This window comes from Pseudomonas sp. TH39(2020), assembly GCF_016650715.1.
Lineage (GTDB): Bacteria > Pseudomonadota > Gammaproteobacteria > Pseudomonadales > Pseudomonadaceae > Aquipseudomonas > Aquipseudomonas mandelii_C.
Window position 1 is genome coordinate 325,234 of sequence record NZ_JAEKFF010000006.1, and the last position, 22,213, is coordinate 347,446.

Here is a 22,213-nt window from a genome sequence, read left to right on the forward strand (position 1 = left end):
GGGAGAAATCCCTTACTTCGCAGCAACGATATTTTTTTGTAGCAGCTGCCGAAGGCTGCGTTCGATCGCGCAGCGGTCGTAAATCCTGAGTGCACGTTTTACCTGAAAAAATACATCGGCTGATTTTGCGACCGCTACGCGATCGAACGCAGGCTGCGCCAGCTGCTACAGATTTTCCGCGAATCTGCGAGCGCACGCGTTGCCAGGGATCAAGCACCGCTCCGGCGATCGGCTAGAATGGCCGCCTTGCCGTTGCCGAGCCTGCCATGAAACCTGTATTGCCCCACGCCCAGCTCGACTGGGACGACCAAGGGCTCCCGCGTTCGCGGGTGTTCGATGATGTGTATTTCTCCGATCTGTCGGGGTTGGACGAAACCCGCTACGTATTCCTCGAACAGAACGCGTTGCGTGAACGCTTTGCCGCATTGCCGGCCGGCGGTCGACTGGTGATTGGCGAGACCGGTTTCGGCACCGGGCTGAATTTCCTTTGCGCCTGGCAGCTATTCGAACAGCATGCGGTGGCCGGAGCACGACTGCATTTTGTCAGTGTCGAAAAGTACCCGCTGAGCCTGCCCGATCTGCAGCGTGCCTTGGCCTTGTGGCCGGAGCTCAAACCGTTTGCCGATCAACTGCTGACGCAATACATCGCAATCCACCCAGGCTTCCAGCGCCTGGTGCTGGACAACGGCCGCGTGACCCTGACCCTGCTGATCGGCGATGCGCTGGAGCAATTGCCACAACTCGACGCGCAGATCGACGCCTGGTTTCTCGACGGTTTTGCCCCGGCGAAAAACCCTGACATGTGGACCGCCGAGCTGTTCGCCGAACTGGCACGTCTGGCGGCCCCCGGCTCGACCATCAGCACCTTCACCAGCACCGGTTGGGTGCGCCGTCTGCTGAATGCAGCGGGCTTCAAGATGAAGCGCACGCCAGGCATCGGCCATAAATGGGAAATCCTGCGGGGCGTGTTTCTCGGCTGGCCTGAAGTAGTCCCGGTGCCCGCCGCGGCCAAACCATGGTTCGCGCGCCCGACGCCACTGACCGGCGAACGTCGGGCAATGGTGATCGGCGCCGGCCTGGCCGGTTGCGCCACGGCAGCCAGTCTCGCGGCGCGGGGTTGGCACGTCAGTCTGCTGGAGCGCCACAATGCACTCGCGCAGGAAGCCTCGGGCAATCCACAGGGCGTGCTGTACCTCAAGCTTTCGGCCCATGGCACCGCATTGTCGCAGTTGATTGTCAGTGGTTTCGGTCACACCCGACGCTTGCTTGAGCATCTGCAACGGGGCGTCGACTGGGACGATTGCGGGGTCTTGCAACTGGCCTTCAACGCCAAGGAAGCCGAGCGTCAGGCGCAATTGGCCGCCGCTTTTTCGCCAGACCTGGTGCACTTGCTCGATCAACCGCAAGCCCAGATTCAGGCCGGGATCGCCCTGGAGCACGGCGGATTATTCTTCCCGGAAGGTGGCTGGGTTCATCCCCCGGCGTTGTGCCATTGGCAGGCGTCCTCAACGAACATCCAGTGGCTGCCCCATCGCGATGTCCTGGAACTGCGCAAGGTGGATGATCAGTGGCAGGCCTGGGACGGTGATGATTTGCTGGCCAGTGCCCCCGTGGTGATCCTGGCCGGCGCCGCCGAGATCAAGCGTTTCCCGCACAGCGCCGAACTGCCCCTCAAACGCATTCGTGGCCAGATCACCCGACTCGCGCAAACCCCTGAAAGCCAGAGCCTGGCCACCGTCGTCTGCGCCGAAGGCTATGTGGCGCCCGCTCGACTGGGCGAACACACCCTCGGCGCCAGCTTCGACTTCAAGAGCAATGACCTGACCCCAACCCTCGCCGAACACCTCGGCAACCTGGCTTTGCTCGAAGAAATCTCCGCCGACCTGGCCACTCGACTGCATGCACAGGAACTGGACCCGCAACAGCTTGAAGGACGCGCCGCGTTCCGCTGCACCAGTCCGGACTACCTGCCGATCGTTGGCCCGTTGGCCGAACCAGCGGCCTTCGCCGATGCCTACGCCGTGCTGAGCAAGGACGCCCGGCAAGTACCGGATATTCCCTGCCCCTGGCTTGAGGGTTTTTACGTCAACAGCGGCCACGGTTCTCGCGGCCTGATCACCGCGCCGCTGTCGGGTGAGTTGCTCGCGGCATGGATCGAAAACGAACCTTTACCTCTGCCCAGAGCGGTCGCCGAGGCCTGTCATCCCAACCGTTTTGCGGTGCGCCAATTGATCCGCGGAAAAGTCTGACGGCGCGCCTTATAACTTATCGGTCTAAAACTCCGGGGATTCAGCCGGGTCAGTTTCTGAGTACCCGCCGTTTTTGGCGCGGTATCGATTGACCCTCCCCAACGGAAAAACCGGTAAGGAATTTATGTGCGGATTAGCTGGCGAGTTACGTTTTGATCATCAACCTGCAGACCTTGCAGCCATTGAGCGAATCACCCATCACCTGGCCCCTCGCGGCCCTGACGCGTGGGGCTTTCATGCCCAAGGGCCGATGGCCCTGGGCCACCGTCGCCTGAAAATCATGGACCTGTCGGACGGCTCGGCGCAGCCGATGGTCGACAACCAATTGGGCTTGTCTCTGGCCTTCAACGGCGCGATCTACAACTTCCCGGAACTGCGCACTGAGCTTGAAAGCCTCGGTTATGCCTTCTATTCCGGTGGTGACACCGAAGTGCTGCTCAAGGGCTATCACGCCTGGGGCGAAGCCTTGCTGCCCAAGCTCAATGGCATGTTCGCCTTCGCCATTTGGGAGCGCGATGCCCAACGTCTGTTCATCGCCCGCGACCGTCTCGGCGTGAAGCCGCTGTACCTGTCGCGCACCGGACAGCGCCTGCGCTTTGCCTCGACGCTGCCGGCGCTGCTCAAGGGCGGCGACATCAACCCGATCCTCGATCCGGTGGCGCTCAATCATTATCTGAATTTCCACGCCGTGGTCCCGGCCCCGCGCACCTTGCTGGCCGGCATCGAAAAACTGCCACCGGCGACCTGGATGCGCATCGAAGCGGACGGCACCACTGAGCAGAAAACCTGGTGGACCCTGCCCTACGGCCCACACGCCGACGAGATGAATCTGACACTGGAAGACTGGCGTGACCGTGTACTCGACAGCACCCGTGACGCGGTGGCGATCCGTCAACGTGCGGCAGTCGACGTCGGTGTGCTGCTTTCGGGCGGTGTCGATTCGAGCCTGCTGGTCGGTCTGTTGCGTGAAGTCGGTGTTGAAAACCTGTCGACCTTCTCCATCGGTTTTCAGGATGCCGGCGGCGAGCGTGGCGACGAATTCCAGTATTCGGACCTGATCGCCAAGCACTACGGCACACAGCATCACCAACTGCGCATTGACGAAAAAGAGATCATCGAGCAATTGCCCGCAGCGTTCCGCGCCATGAGCGAACCGATGGTCAGTCATGACTGCATCGCGTTCTATCTGCTGTCCCGTGAAGTGGCCAAGCATTGCAAGGTGGTGCAAAGCGGCCAGGGTGCAGACGAGTTGTTCGCCGGTTATCACTGGTATCCACAAGTCGACGGTGCCGAAGATCCGTACGCCGCCTATCGCGATGCGTTTTTCGACCGCAGCTACGACGACTACGCCGCCACCGTGCAGCCGAAATGGCTGACAGCGAATGACGCCGCTGGTGACTTCGTGAAGGAACATTTCGCACAGCCCGGCGCCGATGCAGCGGTGGACAAAGCCCTGCGTCTGGACAGCACGATCATGCTGGTGGACGACCCGGTCAAACGCGTCGACAACATGACCATGGCCTGGGGCCTGGAAGCGCGCACGCCGTTTCTCGACTACCGCCTGGTGGAACTGTCGGCCCGCGTGCCGGGCAAATTCAAACTGCCGGATGGCGGCAAGCAAGTCTTGAAAGAAGCTGCGCGGCTGGTGATTCCGAGTGAAGTGATCGATCGCAAGAAAGGCTACTTCCCGGTGCCGGGCCTGAAGCATTTGCAGGGCGATACGCTGAACTGGGTGCGCGAACTGTTGCTCGATCCGAGTCAGGATCGCGGCCTGTTCAAACCGGAGATGCTCGACCGCCTGCTGACCGATCCACAAGGTCAATTGACCCCGTTGCGCGGTTCCAAGCTGTGGCAATTGGCGGCCCTGAACCTGTGGCTCAGCGAACAAGGAATCTGATCGATGAAACCCCACGCCACGGCCTACAGCCAACGCTTGTTGCGCGGTCAGGCGCCCTCTTACGAACGTTTGCAGGCACGCCTGGCCGAAGACGGCAGTGAGTTGGGCGCTGCACCGATCGCCGTGCATTGCGGTTGGGGCCGGTTGCTGATCGGCCATACCTTCCCGGATGCGGCGAGCCTGGCCCAAGAGCTGCTCAACGAGCACACCGGTGAACGCGACATCGCCCTGTATGTGGCTGCCCCCCAGCAAGTACTGGGGCTGGAGCCGGCCCAGTTGTTTCTCGACCCGTCCGACACCTTGCGCCTGTGGTTCAGTGATTACCGCCAGTCGACTCGGGTGTTTCGCGGCTTTCGCATCCGCCGGGCCCAGAGCGACGCGGACTGGCAGGCGATCAATCAGCTGTATCAGTTGCGCGGCATGCTGCCGATCGACGCAAGTCTGCTGACTCCCCGTCATCAGGGTGGACCGGTCTATTGGCTGGCCGAAGATGAGGACAGCGGCGCGATCATCGGCAGCGTCATGGGCCTCAATCACCACAAGGCGTTCAACGATCCGGAAAATGGCAGCAGCCTGTGGTGCCTGGCGGTCGATCCGCAATGTTCGCGACCGGGTGTCGGTGAAGTGCTGGTGCGGCATTTGATCGAGCACTTCATGAGCCGTGGGTTGAGTTACCTGGACCTGTCCGTGCTGCACGACAACCGGCAGGCGAAAAGTCTTTACGCCAAGCTGGGATTTCGCAACCTGTCGACCTTCGCGATCAAGCGCAAGAACTGCATCAATCAGCCGTTGTTTCTGGGCCCGGGTCCCGAAGCCGAGTTCAATCCTTATGCACGGATCATCGTCGAGGAAGCTCACCGTCGCGGCATCGAAGTGCAAGTCGATGATCCCGATGCCGGTCTGTTCACCTTGATCCATGGCGGTCGCCGCGTACGTTGCCGTGAATCCCTCAGCGATCTGACAAGCGCCATCAGCATGACGTTGTGCCAGGACAAAAGCCTGACGCACAAAGTGCTCAAAGCCGCCGGTTTGAACCTGCCGTCGCAGCAACTGGCCGGCAACGCCGACGACAATCTGGCGTTTCTCGACGAGCACGAACGGGTCGTGGTCAAGCCACTGGATGGCGAACAGGGCCAGGGCGTCGCGGTGGATTTACGGAGTATCGAAGAGGTCCAGCAAGCCATCGAATCCGCCCGCCAGTTCGACAGTCGAGTGCTGCTGGAGAGTTTCCACGAAGGCCTCGATTTGCGGATTCTGGTGATCGGTTTTGAGGTGGTCGCCGCGGCGATTCGTCGTCCGGCAGAAGTAGTCGGTGATGGTCAACATTCCATCGGTGCGCTGATCGAAGCGCAGAGCCGGCGTCGTCAGGCGGCTACCAGCGGTGAAAGCAAAATCCCGCTGGACCACGAGACCGAGCGCACCTTGCACGCGGCGGGTTATGACTACAGCAGCATTCTGCCGGCCGGGGAGCATTTGTTCGTACGGCGTACGGCGAATCTTCATACCGGCGGCATTCTTGAGGATGTCACGGCGATCCTGCATCCGACGTTGGTGGATGCGGCGGTACGCGCGGCGCGGGCGCTGGACATTCCGATGGTCGGGCTCGACCTGATGGTGCCTGCTGCCGATCAGCCGGAGTATGTGTTTATCGAAGCCAATGAGCGCGCAGGCCTGGCCAACCATGAACCGCAGCCGACGGCCGAGCGGTTTGTGGATTTGTTGTTTCCGCACAGTCAGCCGGCGGCTTAGCCCCCCTTCCTGATCGTTCCCACGCTCCGCGTGGGAATGCAGCCAGGGACGCTCTGCGTCCCAAAAGCGGACGCGGAGCGTCCAGTGAGGCATTCCCACGCAGAGCGTGGGAACGATCAACGCTTAACTCATCAGGAGTTTCCATGACCAGCAAAATTCCGGAACCGGATCTGAACTACCTGCAAAAAGTCCTGCTGGAAATGCTCGCCATTCCCAGCCCGACCGGGTTCACCGACACCATCGTGCGTTACGTCGCCGAACGGCTTGAAGAGCTGGGCATTCCCTTTGAGATGACCCGCCGCGGCACTATCCGCGCCACCCTCAAGGGCAAGAAGAACAGTCCCGACCGCGCGGTCTCCGCTCACCTCGACACCATCGGTGCGGCGGTTCGCGCGATCAAGGACAACGGTCGTCTGACCCTGGCGCCTGTCGGCTGCTGGTCCAGCCGTTTTGCCGAGGGCAGCCGGGTCAGCCTGTTTACCGACAACGGCGTGATCCGTGGCAGCGTGCTGCCGCTGATGGCTTCCGGGCATGCGTTCAATACCGCCGTGGATGAAATGCCGATCAGTTGGGATCACATCGAGCTGCGCCTGGACGCCTATTGCGCTACACGTGCCGATTGCGACTCGCTGGGCATCAGCGTCGGTGATTTTGTCGCCTTCGACCCTTTACCGGAATTCACCGAAAGTGGCCACATCAGCGCCCGTCATCTCGATGACAAGGCCGGCGTTGCCGCATTGCTGGCGGCGCTGAAAGCGATCGTCGACAGCGGCCAAGAGCTGATGATCGACTGTCATCCGCTGTTCACCATTACCGAGGAAACCGGCAGTGGCGCGGCAGCGGCGTTACCGTGGGACGTCAGCGAATTCGTCGGCATCGACATTGCCCCGGTCGCGCCAGGTCAGCATTCCAGCGAACACGCGGTGAGCGTGGCAATGCAGGATTCCGGCGGCCCCTACGACTATCACCTGTCGCGGCATCTGCTGCGCCTGGCCAGTGACAACGAATTGCCAGTGCGCCGTGACCTGTTCCGCTACTACTTCAGCGATGCCCATTCGGCGGTCACTGCCGGGCATGACATTCGCACCGCCCTGCTCGCCTTCGGCTGCGACGCCACTCACGGCTACGAACGCACCCACATCGACAGCCTCGCCGCCCTCAGCCGCCTGCTCGGCGCCTACATTCTGAGTCCGCCGGTGTTTGCCAGTGATGCACAACCGGCCAAGGGGTCGCTGGACCGGTTCAGTCATCAGATCGAACATGAGACGCAGATGGAAAGTGATACGCGGGTGCCGTCGGTGGATAGCCTGGTGGGGCAGCGCTCCGATAGCTGAGTCTTGCTTGAGATAGGCTGTGATTGAAAGATTGCCATCGCGAGCAGCCTCGCTCCCACAGGAGTAGGCGGTCACCTGTGGGAGCGAGCCTGCTCGCGAAGGCGCCAGATCAGACAACACAGTTCCCAAGCTAGCCGCATCCCTTCATTCGCCGTAGCATCGCGCCATTGTTTAGCCGAGGTGCCTATGCTGATCCCCCACGACCAACTTGAAGTCGACACCCTCACCCGCCTGATCGAGGATTTCGTGACCCGTGACGGTACGGACAACGGCGATGACACGCCGCTGGAAACCCGTGTTCTGCGTGTTCGCCAGGCATTGACCAAGGGCCAGGCGCTGATTGTCTTCGACCCGGAAAGCGAGCAATGCCAGTTGATGCTCAAGCACGATGTGCCCAAGCACCTGTTCGACTGAGACCTCAGCGTCTTTTGTTTTTCGCCAGTTTGAGCTGGATGCGGTCGTAGACCTCGGCCCGGTGCACGTTGACGTTTTGCGGCGCTTCGACACCGAAGCGCACACTGCCTCCGTTGACGGCAAGAATGCGCACGGAAATGTTGTCACCGATGGAAATCAACTCGCCCACAACGCGACTGAGTACAAGCATGGCATTCGTCCTTTAGGGTTATCGAACCCTGAAGATGCCCTGCGCTCAACGGGCCTACAATGCGACAGCAACAAATCAGTCCCGCCCTACAGCGCACTCCGAACAGCTCCTATGGAAACGTCTGACAAACTCATTAAATGAAGGACCGATCCTTCAGGAAGCGGAGAAGCGCGGGCCGAAAAGGATGACGCTCGCCCCGATCACACACAGCGCCACGCCGAGCCAGTCCGAGCCCAGCGGACGAACCCGCTCGACCACCGCCAGCCAGCCGATCGACGCGATGATGTAGATGCCACCGTAAGCGGCATAGGCGCGACCGGCGTAGGTCGCTTCGATGCGGGTCAGCAGCAGCGCAAACAAGGTCAGACTGAGCAGAGCCGGCACGACCCACCAGGCGCTTTTACCCTGGCGCAGCCACATCCAGAAGGCGAAACAGCCGGCAATTTCGAACAGCGCGGCGAGAAAAAACCACAGGTAATTGAGCATGCAAACGTCTCGTGAGGATGGCCGATGGCGGCCACCCTAACGACGGTGTTGTGTTGGGGGCAAGCTCAACCTGCGGTTTGCTTGGCCTTGGCGCGCATTTTGTCGGCCATGACGGTCATTTCGTCGTAGAGCAGTTGCGGGTTCTTCTGCTTGAGCGCCCAGGCCATGCGGCCCTGTTCGTGAGGCAGAATCATGAATTCGCCGGCAGCGACGTGCTGATAGATGTAGTCCGCAATGTCGGCCGCGGTGATCGGCGAGCTTTCCAGCAACTTGCCGACCTGGGCTTTCATGGCCGGTGTCGGGCCACGGAAGGAGTCCAGCAGGTTGGTCTGGAAGAACGATGGGCACACTACATGCACACCAATTTCCTCCTGCGCCAGCTCGATCAACAGACTTTCGGACAACGCCACCACGCCAGCCTTCGCCACGTTGTAGTTGCTCATGGCCGGGCCTTGCATCAGGGCGGCCATCGACGCGATGTTGATGATCTTGCCTTTGCTTTTTTCCAGCAGCGGCAGGAAGGCCTTGCAGCCCTTGACCACGCCCATCAGGTTGATCGCGATCTGCCAGTCCCAGTCTTCCAGGGACAGTTCACTGAAGAACCCGCCCGAGGCAACGCCGGCGTTGTTGACGATGACATCGATGCCACCGAGTTTCTCTTCACAGGCTTGGGCGAAGGCGGTCAGCTGGCTGTAATCGCGCACGTCGCAACGCTGAATAAAACCGTCGCCACCGGCTTCGCGAACCAGCTTCAGGGTTTCTTGCAGACCGGGTTCGCTGACATCCGACAAGGCCAGCTGCCAGCCTTCACGCGCCCAGCGCAGCGCGATTTCGCGACCTAAGCCTGAGCCCGCGCCAGTGATCATCATGCGATTTTGCATAGCAAACAGCCTTGTTGTTCCGGGGAAGATGCGTCGAGTGTAGCGAAGGACAATGCCCGACCCACGCTCCATCAGATTGCTGAATGGCCCGAGCAAACCGTGGGAGCGTCTGAACCAACTAGAGTAATAAAAAACGGAATAAGCCTTTCTTCGAAAAACATTAAAAAAACTTGGAATTTTCTTTCATGCTCGACAGTCGGATTTTGTAAGCAGCCTGGTTTTTAGCATCCCGGCTGACACTTAAACGCCAGGTAATCCAGAACACTTCCAACAAGGAAATAGACATGGGCACAATTCTTATCGTAATCCTGATCCTCTTGCTGATTGGTGGTTTACCAGTCTTCCCGCACTCCAGAAGTTGGGGTTATGGCCCGTCGGGTATCATCGGCGTGGTGTTGGTGGTGCTGTTGATCCTGCTGTTGCTCGGCAAGATATAAAGGTTTAACAGGCAAAAAAAAGAGGCCCTTTTCAAGGGCCTCTTTTTTATTGCATCAAGACTTAGTCCGGCTTGCCGTCAACCACACCGGCGGTGTTGTCGATCAGGCTCTTGGTCGCCGTTTGCAGGAACGCTTCGAGCTTGAGCTTCAGCTCAGCGGTACGCGGTGCATTTGGAACGATCTCGGCGTGAGGTGTCGCGCCCAGTTCGTACTGGTACATCTTCGGCGCCATTTCCTTTTCTTTCGGCAGCACCAGAATCTGATCAGCCGTGATGATGGCGGTGGTCTGCTCGCTACCCGATGGCTTGATCACGCCAAAACCGGCGTCGCCTTCAGGCAGATTGAGCAAATCACGACCCCAGCACTGATGACGCACTTCGCCACCAATGCGGCCCATGATGGTCGGCACGATGTCGATCTGCGTGCCCACGGTATGGTCAAGCTGGCCGAATTTTTCCTGGATGCCCGGCGCGATCATCAACATCGGCACGTTGAAGCGGCCCAGGTCCATTTCGGTGATCTGACGCTCGTTGCCAAAGCCGTGGTCGCCGACGATGACAAACAGGGTCTCCTTGTAATACGGTTCCTTGCGGGCCTTTTCAAAGAACTGGCCCAGCGCCCAGTCCGCATAACGCATAGCGGTCAAATGCTCGTTCAGGCTACCGCGATCGGTCACGCGTTCAACCGGCAATGGGGTGGGCAAGGCGTATGGCGTGTGGTTGGACAGGGTTTGCAGCAACGCATAGAACGGCTTGCCGTTTTCCCGCGCCTTGAGCTCGACCAGACCACGGTCGAACATGTCCTGGTCGGACACGCCCCAGGTCGGATCAGAGAACACCGGGTTCACGAAGTCATTACGACCAATGAAGTTGGTCATGCCCTGGTTGCTGAAGAAACCCGACTGGTTGTCCCAGGCGAAGTCGCCGTTGTAGACGTACACGTCGTCATATTTACGGGCACTGAGCAATTGCGGCAGGCCGGACAACTTGTGGCTGCCTTCCGGCGTCTGCATCAGGTATTCGAAACCTGGCAGGTTCGGGAAGCAGGCCATGGTGGCGAACATACCCTGGTGGGTATGGGTGCCGTTGGAGAAGAAGCGGTCAAACAGCAGGCCTTCCTTCGACAATTTGTCGAGGTACGGCGTGATGTTGCCCGGTGCACCCAAGGCGCCCACCGAGTGACCGGCCATGCTTTCCATCAGGATCACGACGACGTTCTTGATCGGCAGGGTCTTGTCGGCCGGCGGCGTGTAATCGCGACGCACGGCGGCGATCTCCGCATCTACCAGTTTGTCGTCCGGCATCACCAGCATGTCACGCACGACTTTCTGCGCTTCAGCCTGTGGCAAGGTGGCCTTCCAGACGTTGTCGCGATCTTCGGATATCCGGCTCTTGGCCGCGGCGACCAGCGACAAGGTGCCGTTGAGGCCCAACTGGTTGGCGAAGTTCGAGTTGGTGGTGTAGACGTCACCCCAACGCAGTGGCGGGCCCTGACGCAGGGTGCCACGAGCGGCTACCACGCAAACCATCAGGCAGACGACGAACACCGTGATGCGTGCATACCATGGGGCGATCTGGCGCGTGCCAATGCTGCCGCCACTGAATGGACCCCGAGGACGGGTGGCGCGGTCGGCGCCCTTGAACGCCAGGGTCAGGATCAACGTGCCCACGGCCCAGGCCAGCAGGTAGCGAACCACCGGGAAACCGTACCAGAGCATGCTCATCACGGTCTTCGGGTCTTCCTTTACATATTGGAAGACCAGGCCGTTGAGGCGCTGGTGGAACTCGCGGTAGAAGTCCATCTCCATCAGACCGAGGAACAGGGCGATGCTCGAGGCAATGGTCAGCCAGAACCGGAAGAATCCGCGTGCGGCCATCGCCCGGGCGCTGAACAGCGCCAGCAGCAATGGAATGCTGAGGTAGACCACCAGGCGCAGGTCGAAACGCAGACCGTTGGCGAACGCTTCGAGAAAGGTCGAGGCCGGGGTGTCGAGGATCATCTCGCGGTTGTAAACCAGCAGCGCAACGCGCAGCAGGCTGAACATGACCATCATGACCAGGGCACACAGCAGCGTGTAGGCCAGATGCGATTTGACGGTCGGTTGCAGCAGGCGACTAGAAGCTCGCTGCTGACTCAGGGCGTCCGGGTTTGCCATGTCGTTTTAGGACCCATTGGAAGTTGAAGTTTCAAAAATACGGCTGCGCCTTGCCCTCTGTTGGCCAGTACTCGGCCCCGGGGCTTGCACGATGCGCAAATGTTGCACGATCACTCGCGGCATTGCCATTGATTACTGTCCGGCATGTTTGGCGCGGGCGAATTGTCTTGGAGGCTTTGTGAAAATTTCGTGCAACGCATATTCGGAAACAAATTAAAGTCCCCAGCTCCTGATGCCCGTTAGCTCGGGGGCGTATCCGTTTCTGCGGTAACGGCGACGGGCGGTTTCGCTCTTACAGCGAGTCACTTGGAAAAGCCCCAAGTAACCAAGGGCTCCTGCCCCGCCATTCGGTGCCTCGCTGTGGCTCGGCATGCCCTCACTCCGGCATTGCTCCAGGGGCCCGCCGCCATCGGCCATCCATGGCCGGGGGCGGCTACCGCGGCATCCTTGCCGCGGTGCCCCCTGCGCAATACCTGCGTTCGGCCTCTGGGAAAGGGGCAGGCAGATCAAGATCAAAAGCCAAAGCCCGGCGTTGTACCTGTGGGAGCGAGCCTGCTCGCGAAAAACGTCCGGACACCGCGTTCATTCAGACAGCACGCGTTATCGTTCACGTCTTTCGCGAGCAGGCTCGCTCCCACAGGGGAATGCGTACACTTAAAGAGGCAGGTCGGCCGGTAAGGCCGCCTCGTGGTGCTTTTGCGGTACTCGCCCCCTCACGCCCTGAGCCTCTCCGTCAACCCGCCGCCCCCGGCCATAGATGGCCGATGGCGGCGGGCCCACGGAGCAGGACCGGAGCGAGGGCATGCCGAGCCTGGGCGAGGCACTGAACGTCAGGGGCAAGAGCCCTTGGTTACTTGGGGCTTTTCCAAGTGACCCGCCGTAAGGGCGGAACCCTAAGCGGCCGTTACCGCAGAAACGGATATGCCCCCGATCAAATAAACCGCCCTACCCAATAGAAAACGCCCCGAACCAGTCAGGGCGCTTTATCAAAAGAGCAATTATTTCTCAGCGCGTTCTTTCAGGGCTTTCAAGGTATTGAACGGCGCATCCACCACAAACTTGTTGGCCACCATCGACGGTATGCTACCGCCCGGCTCGGTGTGCACCTGATAAGTCACTTCGATCTGATCGCCCTTGGGTACGAACTTCCAGAAACCATCAACCTTGGTAACCCGCACAAAGCCTTTTTCTTCAGGAATGTACTTTGGCACACCTTCGAGTTTGCGGGTCAGGCTGCCGTCAGCCCCCTCGATGGTGGTGACATGCAACACAGAGTCACGCGCGGTAACCGGCCAAGGAGTATTGAACTGGGTGTAGGTCCAGTTTTGATCGCCTTCGTGCTTGAGCAATTTCTGGGTTTTGCAGTCGTGAATCCAGGCGCAAGCGCCTGGCACGTCTTCCTGCAACGCGCGCAGTTTGGCCATGGTGGTCTTCATCAGGGTGACGCCCTGGTAGGCCTTGTAATCGGAGCCAGGCACTTCACTCAGGGAAACCTTGATGCCGTCTTCGTTCTTGGCGACTTTCCAGTCTTCGGCCTGAGCGGCCGTGGTGACCAGCAAAACCGTCAAACCACACAGCACAGCCATACGTTGCAGCGAACCCATAGTCTTATTCCTTATTGTTGAAGTTCCGTTCGTTGAACACATCACGCCGCCGTCATTTGCTCCCACCAACCCAGCAATTTGATCGCTTCATCGCTGCTGCTTCCGCAGACTTCGACGTCGGCTTCGAATGCCGAGCAAACGGCTGGTCGTTCGGGATTGCCGAAAATACTGCACAGGTTTTCGACAGAGAGTTGTACGCAACGTTCTCCGGCGGGTTTGCCATTGGGCATGCCGGGAATCGGTGAACTGATGGAAGGGGCAATGCAACAGGCGCCACAGCCTTCACGGCATTTCATGACGACGAGCTCCTCGCGACGGGCGATGTGTTAAAGGACGGGGCACAGAGTAACCGCTAAAACACTTGTTTAAAATTACCTGGACCAGCTTTTTACGCTTAAACGAGCGTGACTGACCAGTCTCCGACAAAGCGTCTGGCCAGCGGGTCACAGATAGGAAGGAATTATCGTTTGAACTCGAATTCCAGGGCGGCGCCTTCGACTTCGCGGCGCTCGTCGTTGCGCAGTTGCAACTTCATTTCGTTGCTGATCAGCCTTCCGTTGAGCTGAAATGGAGAGCTGCCGGCCTTGTCACCAAACATTTGTGGCAATACCGCATCGTGTCGGGGCAACGGTACCGTACCGATCGGTTTCAGTTCCTCGACCATGCCTTGGGGCAGGCTCAAATCCAGGTCGGCCGAAGGGAGCTTGGTTTTCACGACCTCACTGGCGGGTTTGGACTTGGAGGCAATCGGCGGTCGCTTTTTCACCGGGGCCGCTTTCTTTTTGACCGGCGTGGCTTTTTTAGCGGGAGTGACGCTGGCTGTCGGTTTTTCCTGAACGGAGGCCGCCATGACGGTTTCCGCCTGGAAGGTCATCAGCAGGCAGAGCGATAGCCAAACGGCGGGGAAAATCGATTTCATGGACCCAACAGCGCAAACGGCAGGAGGCCATATGCTCGCCTGTTGCACGCAACAAGACAAGCACGGACAGGAACAACCTGCCCGCCCCGTCAAAAGCCGTTGGCCATCTCCTGACAGAGCTGGGTGGCGAGCATGCCCAGGGTCATCAATGCACGTTCGGCTTCACGGTTCCAGGGTGTGCCGCAGTTCAGCCGAATGCAGTGATTGAACTGCTCGGTGTTACTGAAAATCAGCCCCGGCGCGATACTGATGCCCTGCTGCAACGCACGAACGTGCAGCTCCTGCGTGTTGACCCGCCCCGGCAGGCTGACCCACAGAATGAAGCCGCCGGTCGGCCGGGTCATCTGCGTGCCTTCCGGGAAGTATTGCTGCACCGCCAACTGGAAAGCGCTGAGGTTCTTGCGGTACTCCTGACGGATGTAGCGTAAATGCCGGTCGTAACCACCGTTCTCCAGGTACGCCGCAATGCCCATCTGCGTGACGCTGCAGGCAGAATGGGTGCTGAATGTCTGCAAACGCTGGATTTCCTGCTGGTACTTGCCGGCAATCATCCAGCCGATCCGCACGCCCGGCGACAGGGTTTTGGAGAAGCTTGAGCAATAGATCACCCGATCCAGCCGATCGTAGGCTTTAAGTGATTTGGTGCGCCCCTGCTCGAACATCAGTTCGCCGTAGATATCGTCTTCGACAATCTGGATATCGAAATCCGAGGCCAGGCGCAGCAGTTGCTTCTGCCGCTCTTCGGGCATGGTGCCGCCCAATGGATTGCTCAGACGAGTGGTCAGCACCAGCGCCTTGATCGACCACTGGTTGGCCGCCAGCTGCAAAGCTTCGAGGCTCATACCGGTGGCCGGATCGCTCGGAATCTCGATGACCTTGAGGCCCAGCAGGTCAGCCAGTTGCAGCAAACCGTAGTAGGTCGGCGACTCGGCGGCGATCAGGTCGCCTGGGCGGGTCAGCACCCGCAGGGACATCTGCAAGGCATCAACGCAGCCGTGGGTAATCACCACTTCCGACGGATCGACCACCACGCCGGCATCGCGCATGCGGATCGCCACTTGTCGGCGCAACGGTTCGAAACCCGGGCTGAACATATAGCTGAACGCCCGCGGGCTATGGAAACGGGTGACTTTGGCCAGTTGCTGATGCAGCGCCCGCACCGGAAGATAATCAACGCTCGGTACCGCCGCGCCCAAGGGAAACACACCCTCGCGGCGGGATTCGACCAGAACTTGTTGGATGATGCTGCTGCGAGTGACCAGACCTGGACGCTCGACCCGGGCGATGTCCGGTGTCGGCGCGGTCAAGGCCGGGGTCTGGTGCACGTAGTAACCGGACTGCGGCCGGGCGCGGATCAGCCCCTGATCCTCGAGGTTGGCGTAAGCCTGCAACACCGTCGCATGGCTGACGTTGAGCTGCGAGCTCATCTTGCGCACCGAAGGCACGCGCTCCCCCGGTTGATAGACGCCACGGCGGATGTCTTCGGCCAGTTGTTGAGCAATACGTTGGTAGAGCAAGAGATTGGTCATGACGCAGCACTCGATTTCACGGGCATTTTATTCTTGTGTGAAACAATACCGGAACAGTTTAGAAGTGTACTGGGACAGTTGCCACAATAGTCGACCGTACAGTGCAGTGTCAGCAAAAACTGTACTGTTTTGTGAGTTGATTAGCAGGCGTAAAAAAACCCGGCGCTGACGGACAGGCCGGGTTTTCCAGTGACGCAGCCCTTAGCGGGCAGCGCCGAGCTGGCCTTTTTCGTCAGAGAACACAATTTCTACCCGGCGGTTCTGTGCACGACCCCGCTCGGAGGCGTTCACGTCGACCGGGTATTCATCACCGTAGCCTTCGACCTGAATACGTTTGTCGTCGATGCCCAAATCCATCAGCACGTCTGCCACCGATTGCGCACGGTCACGGGACAGCCTGAGGTTCTCCTGCTTGCCGCCAGTGCTGTCGGCGTAGCCTTCGATGCGCACCACGCGCTTGGGGTTGAGTTGCAGGAACTGCACGATCTTCAACACCACGCGGTTCGCCGAGTTTTTCAACTCTGCTTCGCCCGTGTCGAACAGCACGTCGCCCAAGGTCATCACCAGCCCGCGGTCGGTCTGGGTGGTCGCCAACGCGACAATCTGTTCTTCGAGCCACTTGCCCTGCTGCTGCACGCTGAGCAGTTTGGATTCGCGCAGGGCCAGCTGCAGGCGCTGACGCTCCAGTTCGAGCTTCGCCGCACGTTCTTCGTTGAGCACCTGATTGGTGTGTTCGCGCGCGATTTCGCTATAGCGCTCACTCAGGTAAGCGTAATGCAGCACGTCCGATCCACTGCCCCAGTAACTGGACAGACGATCGGCACGGGCCAGCGACTCACCGGCGCGAATCACGTCCTTGGGCGCGATTCGCAGCACATTGGAATCTTCCTTGACCTTCTGGAAGTCAGTACTGGCCTGTTGCAACGCGGCCTCGCTGTGCTGACCGGCACAACCATAGAGGCTGGCGCAGCCTGCCAGGATCAAACCGCTCAGGGCTTTGGTCTTGAGGCTCATTGGGCATCTCCCAGTTGCTTGCGCAGGCGAGTGATGCGGGTATTTAGCACGTTCAACTGCTCCTCGCTCTTGAGGGTCAGAACCCGGGCTTCGGCCAGACGCGCATCCAGCTCGGCCTGCTCGGCCCGCATGCGCGCGTTCTTGAAGGATTGGTCGTTCATGCTGCCCTTGGCGCGGTTGAACTTGTCTTCGGCCAGTTTCATTTCCGGCACGTCGGCGGCGGTGGCGCCTACTGCCTTGGCCTGTTCGAGTGCCTGTTCGGTCAGGCGCATTTGTTCATTCGGCGCCGGATCGGCTGCACAACCCGCCAGAGCCAGAACGGCCAGGGCAGCGAAAAGAGGTCGAATACTCACTAAAAATCCCTACTGTTTTGGGGTACTGACAGGTTGTTGCTGCGGTTGTGACAGTTGCGCCTTCCAGCGCTCGATATTGCGTTGCAGCACGGCTTCCGTCAGTCCGGACGCGGGCAATTCTGTCATCTTTTTGGCCAGCTGTCCGCGCAACCACGGATCGTTGCAGGCGGAGTTGTGGGAAACCGCGAGGAACAGGCCGGGTTTGTCGATAGGTTGGGGACGGGCAGTCAGGTCGTTGGCCAGGTTAAGTGCCTGCGCAGCCGCCACGCCCGAGTAGCGTCCGGCAAGGACAAATTCCACCTCGCCCAGCAGCAATTTCTGAAAGGCCTGGGTCAGGTTAGGCGTGCGCGTAAGGGTCAATTGCTGCTCGGCGAAGGTGCCAAATGCCGGGGTCATACGAGACTTTTCCGACAACGCGCCAGGATGACCGTGAAGGTCCTGCGCTTCGTTGTAGACCAGCGTCGAGTCTTTGCGGGTCCAGACCAGGTAATCGTTTTCCAGCAACGGAGGATGAATGTAATCCAGAGTGTCCAGCTCACTGACCGTCAATGACGCATCTGCCAGCATGTCCATTCGTCCACTGCGCACTTCGTCCAGGGCCTGGGAGCGTTTGCCGGCGTAAAGCAGTTCGACCTTGATCCCCAGCTCTCCCGCCACTTGCTGCAACAGGTCAGCACTGGCGCCGATCAGGTGCTTGGGGTGTTGCGGGTCTTGCCACAGGTACGGCGGCGCGTCCGGGCTGCCGGTCACCACCAGGCGCTCGCACTTGCCCGCGGCGACGGACAGCGCCGGTAATACCGTCAGCCCCAGCAGCAATGACCAGCCGTAAACGCGGCGCAGATCCATGGCATCACTCTCCCACTCAAATCCGGAACAAAAAAAAGCCCGACCAAAAGGTCGGGCTCTTTATAAGTCAGGCCGCTGGATTAGACCAGCTTCTCGAACTCAGGGATGGCTTCGAACAAGTCCGCCACCAGGCCGTAATCGGCCACCTGAAAGATCGGCGCTTCTTCGTCCTTGTTGATCGCAACGATCACTTTGGAGTCTTTCATGCCGGCCAGGTGCTGGATCGCGCCGGAGATACCGACGGCGATGTACAGCTGTGGAGCAACGATCTTGCCGGTCTGACCGACCTGCATGTCGTTGGGTACAAAACCGGCGTCGACTGCGGCGCGGGAAGCACCGACAGCAGCGCCCAGCTTGTCAGCCAAGGCGTACAGGTGTTTGAAGTTGTCGCCGTTCTGCATGCCACGGCCGCCGGAAACGACGATCTTGGCAGCGGTCAGTTCCGGACGATCGGACTTGGCCAGTTCTTCACCGACGAAGCTGGAAATACCCGCATCGTGTGCAGCGCCAACGGCTTCAACCGAAGCAGATCCACCTTCAGCAGCAACCGGGTCGAAACCGGTGGCACGCACGGTGATCACTTTCACCGCAGCGTTCGATTGAACGGTCGCGATGGCGTTACCGGCGTAGATCGGGCGCTTGAAGGTGTCAGCGCTTTCGACCGAGATGATCTCGGAGATCTGGTCAACGTCCAGCTGAGCGGCAACGCGCGGCAGGATGTTTTTGCCGTTGGAAGTGGCAGCAGCCAGGATGTGGCTGTAGCCCTTGCCCCCCGCTTCTTGAACGAGAGCAGCGACCAGTGGAGCGACGTTTTCCGGCAGCTGATGCGCGTAAGCGGCATTGTCAGCGTTCAGGACTTTGCTCACACCAGCGATTTTCGCCGCGGCTTCAGCCACGGCGCCAGCGCCCTGACCTGCAACCAGCACGTGGATGTCACCACCGATTTTGACGGCGGCAGCCACGGTGTTCAGCGTGGCCGGGGCCAGCACTTTGTTGTCGTGTTCAGCAATAACCAAGATAGTCATTTAGATTACCTTCGCTTCGTTTTTCAGTTTCTCGACCAGTTCAGCCACCGACTTGACCTTGATACCCGCGCTGCGTGCAGCTGGCGCTTCGACTTTCACGGTCTTGTTGGTGGAGGCGGTGGAAACGCCCAAAGCGTCCGGAGTCAGCACTTCGAGAGGCTTCTTCTTGGCTTTCATGATGTTTGGCAGGGACGCGTAACGCGGCTCGTTCAAACGCAGGTCAGTGGTGACGATGGCCGGCAGTTTCAGGGAAACCGTCTGCGCGCCGCCGTCGACTTCGCGAGTCACGGCAACGGTGTCGCCGCTGATTTCGACTTTGGACGCGAAGGTGCCCTGACCGTAGCCGCTCAATGCCGCAAGCATCTGGCCAGTCTGGTTGTTGTCGCTGTCGATGGCTTGTTTGCCAAGGATCACCAGCTGAGGCTGTTCCTTGTCGACAACAGCCTTGAGCAGCTTGGCAACGGCCAGCGAAGTCAGGTCTTCAGCGGATTCGACGAGGATGGCGCGGTCGGCACCCAGAGCCAGCGCGGTGCGCAGTTGCTCTTGAGCGGTGGACGGGCCGACGGAGACGACGACGATTTCAGTCGCAACACCTTTCTCTTTCAGGCGTACGGCTTCTTCCACTGCGATTTCGCAGAACGGGTTCATCGACATCTTGACGTTGGCGAGGTCGACGCCGGAATTGTCCGCCTTGACGCGAACCTTGACGTTGTAATCCACAACGCGTTTGACAGCTACAAGAACCTTCATGGATTCCTCGTTACTCTCCGGTGAAAAGAAAGTCGCCTAGGCGAACCTGGCGGTTTGATGCTCATCGGCGCAAGGGCACCTCTAAAAACGCTGGCAAAGGTGTCAAGTGACAAGCGCTCACGATGAAGATGACCGTTCGTCAGTGGTGACTGACGAGTCATTCATTATCGCGACGTGTAAACTGCGCGCCAGAACCTGCGCTGCGCATCACCTTGTACTGCCATCGCCCTGTCTTTAGAGGTGCTCTTGAAACCTACAGTCAGCCTACGGCGAGCGCAAAACCGACCGTATCTTGACCGGAACACCTATTCCGGTCAATACGGCAAAATGGCCAGTCATAAGCCGCGTGACTTTGATTTCTCTGGCTTTGAGCCGATTCAAACAAACGTTTGTATTGGACGCTAGGAGTGGTGTAGATATAATGCGCCACCTTAGAGAGAAAGGTGGCTCATCGATTGTCCTCTTCCTGCATTACGCAGGGATTCATGGATGCGACACCAAACCTCCAATTAGAAAAAAAACTGTTGAGCCTTGAGTAGGAGATAACCTGTGGAACGCGAATACATGGAATTCGACGTGGTCATCGTCGGTGCCGGCCCCGCGGGTCTTTCCGCCGCCTGCCGCTTGAAGCAGAAGGCTGCTGAAGCCGGTAAGGAAATCAGCGTCTGCGTGGTCGAAAAAGGCTCCGAAGTCGGTGCTCACATCCTGTCCGGCGCCGTGTTCGAACCACGCGCCCTGAACGAATTGTTCCCTGACTGGAAAGAACTCGGCGCCCCGCTGAATACGCCAGTCACCCGCGATGAAATCTTCGTTCTCAAGAACGCTGACAGCGCGCAGAAGATTCCTGACCTCTTTGTGCCCAAGACCATGCACAACGAAGGCAACTACATCATCTCCCTGGGCAACCTGTGCCGCTGGCTGGCCCAGCAGGCCGAGAACCTGGGCGTTGAAATCTACCCAGGCTTCGCCGCACAGGAAGCACTGTTCGACGAAAACGGCGTGGTTCGCGGGATCATCACCGGCGATCTGGGCGTTGACCGCGAAGGCAACCCGAAAGAAGGCCTGTACACCCCAGGCATGGAACTGCGTGGCAAGTACACGCTGTTCGCCGAAGGTTGCCGCGGCCATATCGGCAAGCAGTTGATCAAGCGCTTCAACCTCGACAGCGATGCCGACGCCCAGCACTACGGCATCGGCCTGAAAGAAATCTGGGAAATCGACCCGGCCAAGCATCAACCAGGTCTGGTGGTCCACACCGCCGGCTGGCCGCTGGACATCATGGGCACCGAGAACACCGGTGGCTCGTTCCTCTATCACCTGGAAAACAACCAGGTCGTAGTCGGTCTGATCGTCGACCTGTCCTACAGCAACACTTACCTGTCGCCGTTCGACGAGTTCCAGCGCCTCAAGCATCACCCGGTGCTCAGGCAGTACCTGGAAGGCGGCAAGCGCATCAGCTACGGCGCTCGCGCCATCAGCAAAGGCGGCTTGAACTCGCTGCCGAAAATGGTCTTCAAGGGCGGCGCGCTGATCGGTTGCGACCTCGGCACCCTGAACTTCGCCAAGATCAAAGGCAGCCACACCGCCATGAAGTCCGGCATGCTCGCCGCTGAATCCGTGGCCGAAGCGCTGTTCGCTGAAAAGGACGGCACCGAAGAGCTGACCACTTACGTCGACGCGTTCAAGAAGAGCTGGCTCTACGACGAACTGTTCGCCAGCCGCAACTTCGGCCCGGCGATCCACAAGTTCGGTGCCATCGTCGGCGGCGGTTTCAACTGGCTCGACCAGAACATCTTCGGCGGCAAACTGCCGTTCACCTTGCACGACACCAAGCCGGATTACGCTTGCCTCAAGCTTGCGGCCGACTGCAAGAAGATCGACTACCCGAAGCCGGACGGCAAGATCAGCTTCGACAAACTCAGCTCGGTGTTCATCTCCGGTACTAACCACGAAGAAGAACAGCCCTGCCACCTGAAGCTGACCGATCCGAGCATCCCGATCGCCAAGAACCTGCCGCTCTACGATGAGCCTGCCCAGCGTTACTGCCCGGCCGGCGTGTACGAAGTGGTGACCACGGAAGACGGCGAGAAGCGCTTCCAGATCAACGCCCAGAACTGCGTTCACTGCAAGACCTGCGACATCAAGGACCCTGCACAGAACATTACCTGGGTGGCGCCGGAAGGTTCTGGCGGCCCGACTTACCCGAACATGTAAGTCGAATGCCTGAACATCAAGGCTCCCGAACGGGGGCCTTTTTGTTGCCCGAAATCCAGAACTCACCCCAATCCCCTGTGGGAGCGAGCCTGCTCGCGATAGCGGTTTATCATCCGGTATAGATGTCGACTGACACACTGCTATCGCGAGCAGGCTCGCTCCCACAA

At 59.5% G+C, this 22,213-nt stretch carries 20 protein-coding genes; 7 read left to right on the forward strand and 13 right to left on the reverse strand.

Annotated elements, in window-relative coordinates:
• The first annotated feature begins 266 nt into the window (after nt 1–266).
• The 5 genes from mnmC to JFU47_RS09460 all read left to right on the forward strand — a co-directional run bounded on the left by mnmC (nt 267) and on the right by JFU47_RS09460 (nt 7,643).
• The gene (mnmC, locus tag JFU47_RS09440; protein WP_201182640.1) at nt 267–2,249 is read left to right on the forward strand and encodes a bifunctional tRNA (5-methylaminomethyl-2-thiouridine)(34)-methyltransferase MnmD/FAD-dependent 5-carboxymethylaminomethyl-2-thiouridine(34) oxidoreductase MnmC; all 1,983 of its coding nucleotides are present in this window, start codon (nt 267–269) and stop codon (nt 2,247–2,249) included.
• 124 nt (nt 2,250–2,373) lie between these two features.
• Nucleotides 2,374–4,146: an N-acetylglutaminylglutamine amidotransferase gene (locus tag JFU47_RS09445; protein WP_201182642.1), complete on the forward strand. Its 1,773-nt coding sequence runs from the start codon at nt 2,374–2,376 to the stop codon at nt 4,144–4,146.
• 3 nt (nt 4,147–4,149) lie between these two features.
• Nucleotides 4,150–5,895, forward strand: a complete 1,746-nt coding sequence (ngg, locus tag JFU47_RS09450) for an N-acetylglutaminylglutamine synthetase (RefSeq protein WP_201182644.1) — start codon at nt 4,150–4,152, stop codon at nt 5,893–5,895.
• 143 nt (nt 5,896–6,038) lie between these two features.
• Complete coding sequence (locus tag JFU47_RS09455; protein WP_201182646.1) at nt 6,039–7,229, forward strand: osmoprotectant NAGGN system M42 family peptidase; 1,191 nt, start codon at nt 6,039–6,041, stop codon at nt 7,227–7,229.
• 186 nt (nt 7,230–7,415) lie between these two features.
• The gene (locus JFU47_RS09460; protein WP_003199186.1) at nt 7,416–7,643 is read left to right on the forward strand and encodes a YheU family protein; all 228 of its coding nucleotides are present in this window, start codon (nt 7,416–7,418) and stop codon (nt 7,641–7,643) included.
• A gap of 4 nt (nt 7,644–7,647) precedes the next feature.
• On the opposite strand, the gene csrA is transcribed toward JFU47_RS09460, so the two are convergent.
• The 3 genes from csrA to JFU47_RS09475 all read right to left on the reverse strand — a co-directional run bounded on the left by csrA (nt 7,648) and on the right by JFU47_RS09475 (nt 9,200).
• The gene (csrA, locus tag JFU47_RS09465) at nt 7,648–7,833 is read right to left on the reverse strand and encodes a carbon storage regulator CsrA (RefSeq protein ID WP_123369003.1); all 186 of its coding nucleotides are present in this window, start codon (nt 7,831–7,833) and stop codon (nt 7,648–7,650) included.
• Nucleotides 7,834–7,986: 153 nt separating this feature from the next.
• Complete coding sequence (locus JFU47_RS09470) at nt 7,987–8,319, reverse strand: YnfA family protein (RefSeq protein ID WP_123369004.1); 333 nt, start codon at nt 8,317–8,319, stop codon at nt 7,987–7,989.
• A 65-nt stretch (nt 8,320–8,384) separates the two neighbouring features.
• A complete protein-coding gene (locus JFU47_RS09475) occupies nt 8,385–9,200 on the reverse strand; it encodes an SDR family oxidoreductase (RefSeq protein ID WP_140683314.1) in 816 nt (271 codons plus the stop codon).
• 278 nt (nt 9,201–9,478) lie between these two features.
• On the opposite strand from JFU47_RS09475, the gene JFU47_RS09480 reads away from it, so the two are divergent.
• Nucleotides 9,479–9,637: a DUF3309 family protein gene (locus JFU47_RS09480; RefSeq protein ID WP_172901242.1), complete on the forward strand. Its 159-nt coding sequence runs from the start codon at nt 9,479–9,481 to the stop codon at nt 9,635–9,637.
• Between the two features lie 61 nt (nt 9,638–9,698).
• Here JFU47_RS09480 and JFU47_RS09485 read toward each other — a convergent pair whose 3' ends face one another.
• The 10 genes from JFU47_RS09485 to JFU47_RS09530 all read right to left on the reverse strand — a co-directional run bounded on the left by JFU47_RS09485 (nt 9,699) and on the right by JFU47_RS09530 (nt 19,832).
• On the reverse strand, nt 9,699–11,792 hold the full coding sequence (locus tag JFU47_RS09485) for an LTA synthase family protein (protein ID WP_201182648.1): 2,094 nt from the start codon (nt 11,790–11,792) through the stop codon (nt 9,699–9,701).
• A gap of 998 nt (nt 11,793–12,790) precedes the next feature.
• Nucleotides 12,791–13,396: an START domain-containing protein gene (locus JFU47_RS09490; protein WP_201182650.1), complete on the reverse strand. Its 606-nt coding sequence runs from the start codon at nt 13,394–13,396 to the stop codon at nt 12,791–12,793.
• A gap of 41 nt (nt 13,397–13,437) precedes the next feature.
• Nucleotides 13,438–13,692 carry a YkgJ family cysteine cluster protein gene (locus JFU47_RS09495; RefSeq protein WP_123364830.1) on the reverse strand — a complete coding sequence of 85 codons (255 nt, stop codon included), beginning with the start codon at nt 13,690–13,692 and terminating at the stop codon, nt 13,438–13,440.
• 164 nt (nt 13,693–13,856) lie between these two features.
• Nucleotides 13,857–14,315, reverse strand: a complete 459-nt coding sequence (locus JFU47_RS09500) for a translation initiation factor 2 (RefSeq protein ID WP_201182652.1) — start codon at nt 14,313–14,315, stop codon at nt 13,857–13,859.
• Between the two features lie 89 nt (nt 14,316–14,404).
• A complete protein-coding gene (locus JFU47_RS09505) occupies nt 14,405–15,844 on the reverse strand; it encodes an aminotransferase-like domain-containing protein (RefSeq protein ID WP_123364828.1) in 1,440 nt (479 codons plus the stop codon).
• Nucleotides 15,845–16,045: 201 nt separating this feature from the next.
• A complete protein-coding gene (locus JFU47_RS09510) occupies nt 16,046–16,858 on the reverse strand; it encodes an OmpA family protein (RefSeq protein WP_201182654.1) in 813 nt (270 codons plus the stop codon).
• Complete coding sequence (locus tag JFU47_RS09515; RefSeq protein WP_008147008.1) at nt 16,855–17,211, reverse strand: DUF4398 domain-containing protein; 357 nt, start codon at nt 17,209–17,211, stop codon at nt 16,855–16,857. Before JFU47_RS09515 ends, JFU47_RS09510 begins: the two co-directional genes overlap by 4 nt.
• 9 nt (nt 17,212–17,220) lie before the next feature.
• Nucleotides 17,221–18,057: a substrate-binding periplasmic protein gene (locus JFU47_RS09520; RefSeq protein ID WP_201182656.1), complete on the reverse strand. Its 837-nt coding sequence runs from the start codon at nt 18,055–18,057 to the stop codon at nt 17,221–17,223.
• Between the two features lie 80 nt (nt 18,058–18,137).
• On the reverse strand, nt 18,138–19,082 hold the full coding sequence (locus JFU47_RS09525; protein ID WP_201182659.1) for an electron transfer flavoprotein subunit alpha/FixB family protein: 945 nt from the start codon (nt 19,080–19,082) through the stop codon (nt 18,138–18,140).
• Nucleotides 19,083–19,832 (reverse strand): electron transfer flavoprotein subunit beta/FixA family protein, encoded by a 750-nt coding sequence (locus JFU47_RS09530; protein WP_140676162.1) that lies wholly within the window; start codon nt 19,830–19,832, stop codon nt 19,083–19,085.
• Nucleotides 19,833–20,381: 549 nt separating this feature from the next.
• On the opposite strand from JFU47_RS09530, the gene JFU47_RS09535 reads away from it, so the two are divergent.
• The gene (locus tag JFU47_RS09535) at nt 20,382–22,046 is read left to right on the forward strand and encodes a 4Fe-4S dicluster domain-containing protein (RefSeq protein ID WP_201182661.1); all 1,665 of its coding nucleotides are present in this window, start codon (nt 20,382–20,384) and stop codon (nt 22,044–22,046) included.
• Nucleotides 22,047–22,213: the final 167 nt, after the last annotated feature.

Coding starts and splice junctions, on each gene's coding strand:
- JFU47_RS09470 (WP_123369004.1), bottom strand. CDS start 8,319: ATGCTCAATTACCTGTGGTTTTTTCTCGCCGCGCTGTTCGAAATTGCC.
- JFU47_RS09495 (WP_123364830.1), bottom strand. CDS start 13,692: ATGAAATGCCGTGAAGGCTGTGGCGCCTGTTGCATTGCCCCTTCCATC.
- JFU47_RS09490 (WP_201182650.1), bottom strand. CDS start 13,396: ATGGGTTCGCTGCAACGTATGGCTGTGCTGTGTGGTTTGACGGTTTTG.
- JFU47_RS09475 (WP_140683314.1), bottom strand. CDS start 9,200: ATGCAAAATCGCATGATGATCACTGGCGCGGGCTCAGGCTTAGGTCGC.
- JFU47_RS09530 (WP_140676162.1), bottom strand. CDS start 19,832: ATGAAGGTTCTTGTAGCTGTCAAACGCGTTGTGGATTACAACGTCAAG.
- mnmC (WP_201182640.1), top strand. CDS start 267: ATGAAACCTGTATTGCCCCACGCCCAGCTCGACTGGGACGACCAAGGG.
- JFU47_RS09510 (WP_201182654.1), bottom strand. CDS start 16,858: ATGAGCCTCAAGACCAAAGCCCTGAGCGGTTTGATCCTGGCAGGCTGC.
- JFU47_RS09455 (WP_201182646.1), top strand. CDS start 6,039: ATGACCAGCAAAATTCCGGAACCGGATCTGAACTACCTGCAAAAAGTC.
- JFU47_RS09485 (WP_201182648.1), bottom strand. CDS start 11,792: ATGGCAAACCCGGACGCCCTGAGTCAGCAGCGAGCTTCTAGTCGCCTG.
- JFU47_RS09460 (WP_003199186.1), top strand. CDS start 7,416: ATGCTGATCCCCCACGACCAACTTGAAGTCGACACCCTCACCCGCCTG.
- csrA (WP_123369003.1), bottom strand. CDS start 7,833: ATGCTTGTACTCAGTCGCGTTGTGGGCGAGTTGATTTCCATCGGTGAC.
- ngg (WP_201182644.1), top strand. CDS start 4,150: ATGAAACCCCACGCCACGGCCTACAGCCAACGCTTGTTGCGCGGTCAG.
- JFU47_RS09525 (WP_201182659.1), bottom strand. CDS start 19,082: ATGACTATCTTGGTTATTGCTGAACACGACAACAAAGTGCTGGCCCCG.
- JFU47_RS09500 (WP_201182652.1), bottom strand. CDS start 14,315: ATGAAATCGATTTTCCCCGCCGTTTGGCTATCGCTCTGCCTGCTGATG.
- JFU47_RS09520 (WP_201182656.1), bottom strand. CDS start 18,057: ATGGATCTGCGCCGCGTTTACGGCTGGTCATTGCTGCTGGGGCTGACG.
- JFU47_RS09505 (WP_123364828.1), bottom strand. CDS start 15,844: ATGACCAATCTCTTGCTCTACCAACGTATTGCTCAACAACTGGCCGAA.
- JFU47_RS09445 (WP_201182642.1), top strand. CDS start 2,374: ATGTGCGGATTAGCTGGCGAGTTACGTTTTGATCATCAACCTGCAGAC.